Raw genomic sequence first — 10412 nt, 5'->3', positions numbered from 1 at the left:
GACTGTGCTCGGTGATTGATCCGGGAGATCAGATCACCACTTGGCTAGATAGTTCCCCGATTTGTGCAACAAGGCCGCTGAACGGCAACAAGATGTGGATCACCAATGGGCCCGATGCCAACACCTTCGTCATCTATGCCAAGACCGATGCCGCCGCCGGGCCCAAAGGGATTTCCACCTTTATCGTCGAGGCGGGGACTCCCGGTTTTTCCACCGCCCAGAAGCTCGACAAGCTCGGCATGCGCGGCTCCAGTACTTGCGAGCTGGTGTTCGACAACTGCCGGGTGCCGCAGGAGAACCTGCTGGGCCCCCTGCACGGCGGGGTCAAGGTACTGATGAGCGGGCTCGACTACGAGCGGGTGGTGCTGGCGGCCGGGCCCCTTGGCATCATGCAGTCCTGCATGGACGTGGTGCTCCCCTATGTGCGCGAGCGCAAGCAGTTCGGTCAGGCCATCGGCGAGTTTCAGCTGGTGCAGGGCAAGCTCGCCGACATGTATACCCGTCTCGCCAGCAGCCGGGCGCTAGTCTATTCGGTGGCGAGCGCCTGCGATCAGGGCCGCACCAGCCGCAAGGATTGTGCCGCCGCCATCCTGTTTGCCGCCGAGAACGCCACCCAGATGGCCCTTGATGCCATCCAGCTGCTCGGCGGCAACGGTTACATCAACGAATACCCCACAGGCCGCCTGCTGCGGGACGCCAAACTCTACGAGATAGGCGCCGGCACCTCGGAGATCCGCCGCTGGCTCATCGGCCGCGAGCTGATGGGAGAGAGCGCATGAGCAGGATCCACTCCCGTCTCGACACCGCGAGCCCCGACTATGAGGCCAATCGGGCCGCCATGCAGGCACTGGTCGACGATCTCAATACCCGCCTGGAGGAGATAGCCTTGGGCGGGGGCGCGGCCAACAACGCCCGCCACCAGGCCCGTGGCAAGCTGCTGCCCCGCGAGCGCATCGACCAGCTGCTGGACCCGGGCTCCCCCTTTCTCGAGCTCTCGGCGCTGGCCGGATGGCAGGTCTATGACGAACCGGTGCCCGCCGCCGGCATCCTCACCGGTATCGGCCGGGTCTCGGGGCGCCTGTGCATGCTGGTGGTGAATGACGCCACCGTGAAGGGCGGCACCTACTACCCCCTCACGGTGAAAAAGCACCTGCGCGCCCAGGCCATCGCCGAGCGGCTGCGCCTCCCCTGCCTCTATCTGGTGGATTCCGGCGGCGCCTTCCTGCCCATGCAGGACGAGGTGTTCCCCGACCGGGAGCATTTTGGCCGCATCTTCTACAACCAGGCTCGCATGTCGGCCCAGAGCATCCCCCAGCTGGCGGTGGTGATGGGGCTCTGCACCGCCGGCGGCGCCTATGTGCCCGCCATGGCGGACGAGTCCATCATGGTCAGGGAGCAGGCCACCCTCTTTCTGGCGGGGCCACCGCTGGTCAAGGCCGCCACCGGCGAGGAGATCAGCGCAGAAGCCTTGGGCGGCGCCGAGGTACACTGCGCCCACTCCGGGGTGGCGGATCACATGGCCCGGGACGATGCCCATGCCCTGGCCATCGCCCGCACCCTGGTAAGCAACCTGGGGGACAACCAGACGGCGGCGTCACCCGCCCCATCCGCTCCCTCCTATGATGAGCCGCACTACCCCATCGAGGAGCTCTACGGCCTAGTGGGCACCAGTCTCAAGCGCCCCTATGACGCACGAGAATTGATCGCCCGACTGGTGGATGGCTCTGTGTTTGACGAATTCAAGGCGTTGTTCGGCACTACCCTGGTGACGGGTTTTTCCCGCATTGAGGGCATGCAGGTGGGGATCCTCGCCAACAACGGCGTGCTGCACAGCGACAGCGCCCAGAAGGGAGCCCACTTCATCCAGCTCTGCAACCAGCGGGGGATCCCGCTGCTGTTTCTGCAAAACATCACCGGCTTTATGGTGGGGAGTACGGCGGAGAAAGAGGGGATCGCCAAGCACGGCGCCAAGCTGGTGACCGCCGTGGCCTGCAGCCGGGTGCCCAAGATCACTCTGATCGTCGGCGGCAGCTTCGGTGCCGGCAACTACGGCATGTGCGGGCGCGCCTATGAACCGGATTTTCTCTTCAGCTGGCCCAACAGCCGCATCTCCGTCATGGGGGGCGAGCAGGCGGCCGGGGTGCTGGTGCAGGTGCGCCGGGACAAGCTCGCCGCCGAGGGCAAGACTCTGGGCGAGTCGGAGGCGGCCGCCATTCGCACCCCGGTGATCGCGCAATACGAGCGCCAGGGTCACCCCTATTACGCCAGTGCTCGCCTGTGGGATGACGGCGTCATCGACCCGGCCCAGAGCCGCACCGTGCTGGCCCTGGCGCTGGCGGCCTGCCAGGGGGCCGAGCCTGGCCCTGGGCAGTACGGCATCTTCCGGATGTAAGGAGTTCATATGTCAGACCCGCTCTTCAACGATCCCCTTGCCCATTTTCGCCTTGAGCGCCACGGCCCGGTGATCGAGCTGGTGCTCGCCCGCCCGGCCCGTCACAACGCCCTCGATGCCGACCTGATGCAGGGGCTGCTCGACTGCCTCGACGAGCTGGCCCACGGCCAGCCCCTCGCCGACCGCCCCCACGTGCTGCTGCTGCGCGCCGAGGGACCGCATTTTTGCGCGGGCGCCGATCTCGAGTGGATGCGCAAGATGGCCGGGGAGGCATTCGACCCCCGCGCCTTTGACAAGAATCGCGAGGACGCCCGGGTGCTGGCCCACCTGATGCAGGCACTGGACGAGCTGCCCTTCCCCACGGTAGCCCTGGTGCAGGGGGCCGCCTACGGCGGAGCCTTAGGCCTTGTCTGCGCCTGCGACATCGTGCTGGCCAGCGAAAATGCCCGCTTCTGCCTCTCCGAGGTGACCCTGGGACTGGTGCCTGCGATGATCAGCCCCTACGTGGTGCGCGCCATGGGGATGCGCCAGGCTCGCCGCTACATGCTGAGCGCAGAGCCTTTTGATGCCATCACCGCCTGCCGACTCAACGTGGTGCACAGGCTCAGCCAGCCTGATCAGTTGCTGGCAGAGGGACGCGCCATGGCCCTGCGGTTGTGTCGCAACGGCCCCCAGGCGATGAAGGAGACCAAGCGGCTGCTGGCCGCCCTCGAAGGGCGCCCAGGCCACCAGCACGAAGAGCAGACCGTCGAGACCATCGCCCGGGTACGGGTCGGTCTCGAGGCCCAGGAGGGGATCCAGGCCTTCTTCGACAAACGCCCCCCAACCTGGCGCCCCCGTTTCAAGGACGAAGCATGACTCAATACCACCCCATCAAGCACCTGCTGATCGCCAGCTGTGGTCAATATAACGGGAGTGTGGATCAACACGCTTCGCACTTGTGCGCCTTGAACAACAGAGAGGTAGCATGACCCATCACACTCCCATCAAGCGCCTGCTGATCGCCAATCGCGGTGAAATCGCCGTGCGCATCATCAAGACCGCACGGCGCCTCGGCATTCACACCATCGCCCTCTACTCGGACGCCGACGCCCGTGCCATGCATGTGCGCGAAGCCGACGAGGCCTGGCATCTGGGGCCGGCCCCTGCCCGGGAGAGCTACCTCGACACCGGCAAGGTGCTCAAGATTGCCAAAGAGGCGAATGCCGACGCCATCCACCCGGGCTACGGTTTCCTGTCCGAGAACAGCGACTTTGCCACCGCCTGCGAGCAGCGGGGCCTGCGCTTTGTCGGCCCAAGCGGCGCCGCCATCCTCGCCATGGGGGACAAGTCGGGGGCCAAGGGGCTGATGCAGGCAGCCGGCGTCCCCGTGCTGCCCGGTTATCACGGCGCGGATCAGCATCCCGACTTTTTGCGCGATCAGGCGAGCCAGGTGGGCTTCCCGCTCCTTATCAAGGCGGCCAGTGGCGGCGGTGGCAAGGGGATGCGCCGGGTCGATCAGCTGGCCGACTTTGACGACGCCCTGGCGGCGGTCAAGCGGGAGGCGAGTGCCGCCTTTGGCGACGACCATGTGCTGCTGGAGCGCTATCTCCCCCGCGCCCGTCACGTGGAGGTGCAGGTCTTTGCCGATGCCCTTGGCAACGCCATCTATCTGGGGGACAGGGACTGCTCCTTGCAGCGCCGCCACCAGAAGGTGATCGAGGAGGCCCCCGCCCCCGACATCTCCCCTGCCCTGCGCCGCGCCATGGGCGAGGCGGCCGTGGCCGCTGCCAAAGCCATCCACTATCAGGGGGCCGGCACCATCGAGTTTTTGCTCTGCGGGGAGGAGTTATTCTTCATGGAGATGAACACCCGGTTGCAGGTGGAGCACCCGGTTACCGAGGCCATCACCGGCCAGGATCTGGTGGCCTGGCAGCTGGCGGTGGCCGAGGGCAAACCGCTGCCCCTCACCCAGGAGCAGGTGGTGCTGCGTGGCCACGCGGTGGAGGCGCGCCTCTACGCCGAGGACGTGGCCGCCGGTTTTCTGCCAGCGAGCGGCCCCATCCACTGGCTCACCTGGCCCAAGGGGGTGCGCATCGACACCGGCGTCACCGCTGGCGATGAGGTGAGCCCCTATTACGACCCCATGATCGCCAAGCTCGTCGCCCACGCACCGAGCCGCAGCGAAGCCTTTGCCACCCTGGCCGATGCCCTGGCAGCCCTGGATCTCGGCCCTCTGGTGCACAACGGCCCGCTCCTGCAGCGCCTGTGCGAAGCGCCAGAGGTGCTGGCGATGCGCCACCACACCCAGTGGCCCATTCCCACCGACACCCTGCCCGTTCCGGCGCTCGCCTGGCCCCTCGCCACCCTCTGGCTCGCCACTTGCGAGCGCGATGACTCCCCCTGGCAGCAGGCCGCAGGTTTTCGGCTGGGCCCCACCCGCCGCTTTTGCGCCACGGTGCGCATCGGCGAGGAGACCCGCACTCTCACCCTCGCCGAGCGAGGGGGCGCCCTGCTCTGGCAGGGCGAGCAGATCCCGTTTGAACTCGGGTCAGATCAGATCCGCCTGTACCAGGGTGGACATTGGCAGCGCTATCCGGTGCAGCCCCTCGGCGAGGACGCCTATTTGCTGCACCTGGCGGGCAGGCGCATCCGCTTCTCGCTCGATGATCAGCATCATCAGCTCCACCATGATCACGACACGAGCCATGCCCCGGGCATCCTGGCCCCCATGCACGGCATCGTGGTGGCGCTGCAGGTCGAGGCCGGCCAGCCGGTCAGCAAGGGGCAACCCCTGCTGGTGCTGGAGGCGATGAAGATGGAGCACGTCCTCAAGGCTGACCGGGACGGGGTGATTGAGGCCCTGCAGTGCCGCCAGGGGGAACAGGTGAGCCAGGGCGCCGTGCTGGTGCGCTTTGCCGAGGACCATACCGCGCAGGAGGAGCGCTCATGAGCCACACGCACGAGAACCGGGACGACAAGGTCAGCCTGGTGGAGATGGGGCCGCGGGACGGCCTGCAAAATGAGACCGCCACCCTCTCCCTGGCGCAGCGGCTGGCGCTCATCGCCCGCCTGGCCGAGAGCGGGTTGCAGCGCATCGAGGTGGGGGCCTTCGTGTCGCCCAAGAAGGTGCCGCAGATGGCGGATTCCGCCGCACTCTTTAATGCCCTGCCGCGCAGGGGGCCGACCCGCTATGGCGCCCTGGTGCCCAATCTGCAGGGTCTGCAGGCCGCCATCGCCGCACGCGCCGACGAGATAGGCCTCTTCACCGCCTGCGCGGACGGCTTCACCCGGGCCAACATCGGCATCAGCGTGGAGGAGTCCCTGGTGCGCTTTGCCCCGCTGGTGCAGGAGGCGCGCAGCCTCGGCATCAAGGTGCGCGGCTACCTCTCCACCGTCATCGCCTGCCCGTTCGACGGCCCGACCCGCCCGAAACGGGTCGCCGCCCTGGCCGAGCGGCTGCTGGATCTGGGCTGCCACGAGATATCCCTCGGCGACACCATCGGCGTCGGCACCCCGGGCACCGTGGCTCCCATGCTGGATGCGGTGCTGCACGAGATCCCGGCGGGCCGGCTTGCGGTTCATTTTCACGACACCTACGGCCAGGGGCTGGCCAACCTGCTGCCGGCGCTCGAGCGCGGGATCCGCACCATCGACTGCTCGGTGGCCGGGCTCGGCGGCTGCCCCTATGCCCCCGGCGCCTCCGGCAATGTGGCGTCGGAAGAGGTGGTCTATCTGCTGCACGGCCTTGGCATGAGCACAGGGGTCGATCTCGACCAGCTGGCCGCCACCGGCCAGTGGGTGAGCGAGCTGCTGGGGCGCCCCAACGGCTCACGGGTCGGCCAGGCCCTGCACGGGAGGGGACGGCGCCTCGCACAAGAGCGCGAGCAGCGCCCCCCGGGAGGCCATCATGCATCATGAACCCGGCCCTTGCCGCTGTGCCAGGACCCCGCCAGCTCATCAGGAGGGCGCACCATGAGAGCCAGACACGCCAGTGGCAAGGAGAGGACCTACAGCATCTCGGAGCTGGCCCAGGAGTTCGACATCACCCCACGCACCATCCGCTATTACGAGGACGAGGGGCTCATCACCCCGACCCGGGAGGGGCAGACCCGCATCTACAGCCACAAGGACAGGATCCGCCTGAAATTGACCCTGCGCGGCAAACGCCTCGGGTTCAGCCTGGCGGAGATCCGCGAACTGTTCGACATGTACGACACCGACCGCTCCAGCCGGATGCAGCTTCACTCCATGATCCAGCTCATCGAGGCCAGACGCCACTCCCTGCGCCAGCAACTGGAGGACATCCAGATGGTGATGGCCGAGCTCGATGCCGCCGAGCAGCGCTGCATCCACTCCCTCGGCGGCTTGAAAACCGACGGGGGTTGACAGACTCTGGGGGTATCTCGCCCCCGGTATCCCGGTTTTCCAGTGGATATTCGCAGTGGCAGGCCCTGACCCGGCAACCCCCTTGTTCCCCACATCGCCCGTCGCGACATGCCGGACAGAGTGGGCGGTTTGGGCAAGCGGCGAGGTGGGGCAAACGGGGGAAATCCGGCCTTGGTCGCACAATAATTCCCCAGCCCGGTCAGAGTGCGGCGCACCTCATGAGTCCTTCCCATGAACCGGGCACGATTAATTGCTACCATATGCGCATCAAATGGAGACCATCATGCTCAAGCCTCTGCCCGCTCGTCTTCTGCGCTATGCCCTCTATCTTCTCGCGCTCCTGCTCATCGGCATCACCATCCTGCTCTGGCAGGCGCCGACCCTCATCCAGCGCCATCTCCCCGGCTGGCTTGCCACCCATTACGGTCTGCACCTCTCCCTTGGCAAGATAGAGGTGGGGATCCGCTCCCCCTCCCTCGTGCTGGGGCCCAGCGCCCTGCTCGATGAGCAGCAGCAAGCGCTGGTGTCGTTTGAAGAGCTGAAGCTCATTCCCGCCTTGAAAGCGAGCTGGCAGCAGCGCGCCCTGGTACTGGAAGAGGCCACCCTGACCGCCCCCAGGGCAGATCTGGTGCGCCTCGAGGATCTCAAGGGGGAGGCACGCTTCAACTTGACCAATGCACTGGCCTCCCTGCTCGCCCCTGCGCCGGAGCAAACACCGCCAGCTAGCGCCGAGCCCGTGCTGGTGACCATCGGCAAGCTGTACGTCGAGCAGGGCCGGCTCAGCTACCGGGACAGCCGCAAGCAGAGCAGCCCGGGGTGGGTGCCGCCCCTCACCCTGGACAAGCTCGCCCTGCACCTGCCCGGATTTTCCAGCGCAGAGGGGGTGCTCAACCCCTATCGCCTGAGCGCTACAGTCAACGAGAAGAGCCCCCTCAAGGCCGAAGGGGAGTTCGACATGATGAGCGGCGCCGGCAAGGGCAACCTCAGCCTTGGCAAGGTGGCCATCGCCCCCTTCGCCCCCCTCTGGGCCCCCTATCTCAAGGCGACCCTCGCCAAAGGGGAGGCCAGCGCCGAGCTCGCCTATCGCCTCACCCAGGGCAAGCAGGGACTGGACTGGCAGTTGTCAAAGGGCAAGCTGACCCTGGCCAACTGGCAGCTCACACACAACAAGGGGGAGGAATTTGCCCGCTTCAAGCAGTTGGCGCTGACCGGGATCCGCATCGATGGCAACAAGCAGCGCCTTGAGCTCGATGCCGCCACCCTCAAGAGCCCGGCCATCACCGCCGTCCTCGACCACCAGCAACAACTGGATCTCGCGGACCTGCTGCTCCCCCAGAAGACCCCCAAGGGGGGCAAACAACCGGCCACCCCCGCCAAGCCCTGGCAATGGGCCCTCAAGCAGACCCGCATCGACCAGGGCAGCCTCACCCTGACCGAAGCCACCAGCGGCAAGCCCCTGAAACGGGCCATCTCCGCCATCGCCCTCACCCTGGGGCCCCTTGGCAGCCAGACCGCCCAACCCAGCCCCCTCACCCTCAACGCAGCCCTCGACACCAGGACGACGGTGGCGTTTGACGGCACCCTGGGGCTGACCCCCTTCACCCTGAACGGCGCCATCCGCCAGCAGGGGCTGCCGCTGACCCTGGCCCAACCCTACCTGCAGGATCTGCTGCGCATCAGCGTGCGGGACGGCGAGCTTGCCAGCTGCACCAGACTTGACCTGGTCACCGACCGCCAGGGGGCCATCAGCAAGCTGGAGATAAGCGGTGGACTCGAGGTCGCCGGGCTCAACGTGCTGGATCGAGCCGACAACCAGCGCCTGCTCCAGATAGAGAATCTGCAACTGAGCGGCCTGCACTATGATCGCCTGAGCCAGCAACTGCGTATCGCCGACATCCTGCTCAGCAAACCCTATGCCCGCATCGAGATCAACGAAGAGGGGATCACCAACGTGCAGCAACTGCTGCTGCCGCAACCCGCCGCGAACGCCAGGGAGAGCGCCCCCGCCCCGCACATCGTCATCGATCAGATCCGTACCGCCCAGGGCAACCTGCGCTTCGCCGATCGCAGCCTGAGCCCGGAGTTCGTGGTGGACATCGCCTCCCTCGACGGCCAGAGCCGCCACATCAGCAACACCCCGGGGCAGCGCTCCGAGCTCGCCTTCAACGGCAAGGTGGACCGCTATGCCCCCGTCACCATCCGGGGGGGCGCCAACCTGCTCATCGAGGATCCCGTGCTGGACGTGGCCGTGGCCTTCAACAATCTGGAACTCACCACCTTCACCCCCTACTCCAGCACCTATGCAGGCTATGCCATCGACAAGGGGCAGCTTTCCATGAAGCTCAACTACAAGCTGCAGGGCAACCGGCTGGAGGGGGACAACGACATCACCATCAAGAAGCTGCAACTCGGGGAGAAGGTCAAGAGCGAGCAGGCCAAGGATCTGCCCCTCGGCCTCGCCATCGCCCTGCTGAGCGATTCGAGCGGCGTCATCAAGATGAACCTCAAGGTGAAGGGCAATCTGGATCAGCCTGATTTCAGCCTGGGCAACATCTTCTGGGACGTGCTCGGCAATACCCTCGGCAAGGCCATCACCTCCCCCTTCTCCCTGCTTGCGTCCCTGACGGGGGGCACCAAGGATCTCGACGAGCTCCCCTTCCTGCCTGGCGATCCCGCCCTGACCCCGACCCAGCAGACCAAGCTGACCACCCTCGCGCAGGCCCTCAAGGAGAGGCCCAAGCTCAGCATGAACATTCGCGGCATGGTCAACTTCAACGAAGAGCGCCCCATCCTCCAGCGCCAGAAGCTTGAGCGGCTGCTGGCCAAGACCACCGGCAGCCCGGTGTATTTGACGCTGCTGGAGCAGGATCCCGCCATGCAATCCGCACTGGCAGAGGCCTATGAAGCCAAGTTCAACGAAGATCTCGGGGATCTGGCCGACCGGTTGCGACTCGATGAAGGGAGCGAGGCCCTGCGCGCCCAGAACACCAAGGAGTATCTGGTGGATACCCAGGGCATCGCGCCGGAGCGCCTCTTCGTGCTCGACAGCCAGGTGAAGGAGACGGACAAGGAAGCCAAGGTGGTGCTGACCCTGGACAACTGATCCGGCGCCCGCCGGATGCCCCTCTTGTTTGCCCCGACGGCATATGGCCCGAGGGGCTCCCTCCCCTGACCCCTTCCATCAGGATATGTCTCTCGCTAGCCGTCCCGAACAATCCGGTTATCCCTTTATCCAGCATGTCGGCATGTCGGCATGTCGGCATGTCGGCATGTCGGCATGTCGGCATGTCAAAATAGATGGCCCGATCAGATATACAGTGTCTAATCGGGCCAATCCTGAACACTCTCTCGCGCACGCCACAGGGCCAACCCCGCGCCCCCCCTTCCATTTCGAAGCGTTTTTACTGGGCCCATGGCCCATCCCGCCTCTGGCTTTTTGACAAGGGCAGCCTCTGATCCTGCCCGTTGATCTTGCGCCCCTTTCGCCCGTGGCAGTCAACACGGCGCGCCTGCGGGTTTCTCAGGCGCCCCGCCCTTGTGTAGGGAACACGGTGGCGAGCGCGGGGTTGACGAGAAATTGACATCCTCCCCCACCTTAGCGCTTCGCGTCACAGGAGGGGGATCCCCATTACTGGGTGATAGCTGCTCGCGC

Annotated in this window: 6 protein-coding genes and 1 pseudogene; all 7 read left to right on the top strand. The window is 66.1% G+C overall.

Annotation, left to right across the window (positions count from 1 at the left end):
• Positions 1–77 precede the first annotated feature (77 nt).
• Positions 78–779, top strand: a pseudogene (locus tag OKC30_RS17585) (acyl-CoA dehydrogenase family protein); the annotation flags it as partial.
• On the top strand, positions 776–2392 hold the full coding sequence (locus OKC30_RS17580) for a carboxyl transferase domain-containing protein (RefSeq protein ID WP_270666450.1): 1617 nt from the start codon (positions 776–778) through the stop codon (positions 2390–2392). The pseudogene OKC30_RS17585 and the gene OKC30_RS17580, both read left to right, overlap by 4 nt.
• Positions 2393–2401: 9 nt before the next feature.
• Entirely contained in the window at positions 2402–3250 is an 849-nt protein-coding gene (locus tag OKC30_RS17575; protein WP_270666448.1) for an enoyl-CoA hydratase-related protein, read from the top strand.
• 109 nt (positions 3251–3359) lie between these two features.
• Complete coding sequence (locus OKC30_RS17570) at positions 3360–5324, top strand: acetyl/propionyl/methylcrotonyl-CoA carboxylase subunit alpha (RefSeq protein ID WP_270666447.1); 1965 nt, start codon at positions 3360–3362, stop codon at positions 5322–5324.
• The gene (locus tag OKC30_RS17565) at positions 5321–6292 is read left to right on the top strand and encodes a hydroxymethylglutaryl-CoA lyase (protein WP_160837759.1); all 972 of its coding nucleotides are present in this window, start codon (positions 5321–5323) and stop codon (positions 6290–6292) included. Before OKC30_RS17570 ends, OKC30_RS17565 begins: the two co-directional genes overlap by 4 nt.
• Positions 6293–6346: 54 nt before the next feature.
• Positions 6347–6760, top strand: coding sequence for a MerR family transcriptional regulator (locus OKC30_RS17560; RefSeq protein WP_160837761.1), 414 nt, complete (start codon positions 6347–6349; stop codon positions 6758–6760).
• A 271-nt stretch (positions 6761–7031) separates the two neighbouring features.
• The gene (locus OKC30_RS17555; RefSeq protein ID WP_442865840.1) at positions 7032–9863 is read left to right on the top strand and encodes a DUF748 domain-containing protein; all 2832 of its coding nucleotides are present in this window, start codon (positions 7032–7034) and stop codon (positions 9861–9863) included.
• Positions 9864–10412: the final 549 nt, after the last annotated feature.

Origin of the sequence: Aeromonas sp. QDB18, from assembly GCF_027705325.1 — a bacterium.
Taxonomy (GTDB): Bacteria; Pseudomonadota; Gammaproteobacteria; order Enterobacterales; family Aeromonadaceae; genus Aeromonas; species Aeromonas caviae.
Note: the sequence above shows the minus strand (reverse complement) of the source record. Positions and strands in the feature narration are given on the sequence as shown.

What these genes read in the sequence shown, in the direction of transcription:
- OKC30_RS17555 (WP_442865840.1), top strand. Translation starts at nt 7,032, where the DNA reads ATGGAGACCATCATGCTCAAGCCTCTGCCCGCTCGTCTTCTGCGCTAT.
- OKC30_RS17560 (WP_160837761.1), top strand. Translation starts at nt 6,347, where the DNA reads ATGAGAGCCAGACACGCCAGTGGCAAGGAGAGGACCTACAGCATCTCG.
- OKC30_RS17580 (WP_270666450.1), top strand. Translation starts at nt 776, where the DNA reads ATGAGCAGGATCCACTCCCGTCTCGACACCGCGAGCCCCGACTATGAG.
- OKC30_RS17565 (WP_160837759.1), top strand. Translation starts at nt 5,321, where the DNA reads ATGAGCCACACGCACGAGAACCGGGACGACAAGGTCAGCCTGGTGGAG.
- OKC30_RS17575 (WP_270666448.1), top strand. Translation starts at nt 2,402, where the DNA reads ATGTCAGACCCGCTCTTCAACGATCCCCTTGCCCATTTTCGCCTTGAG.
- OKC30_RS17570 (WP_270666447.1), top strand. Translation starts at nt 3,360, where the DNA reads ATGACCCATCACACTCCCATCAAGCGCCTGCTGATCGCCAATCGCGGT.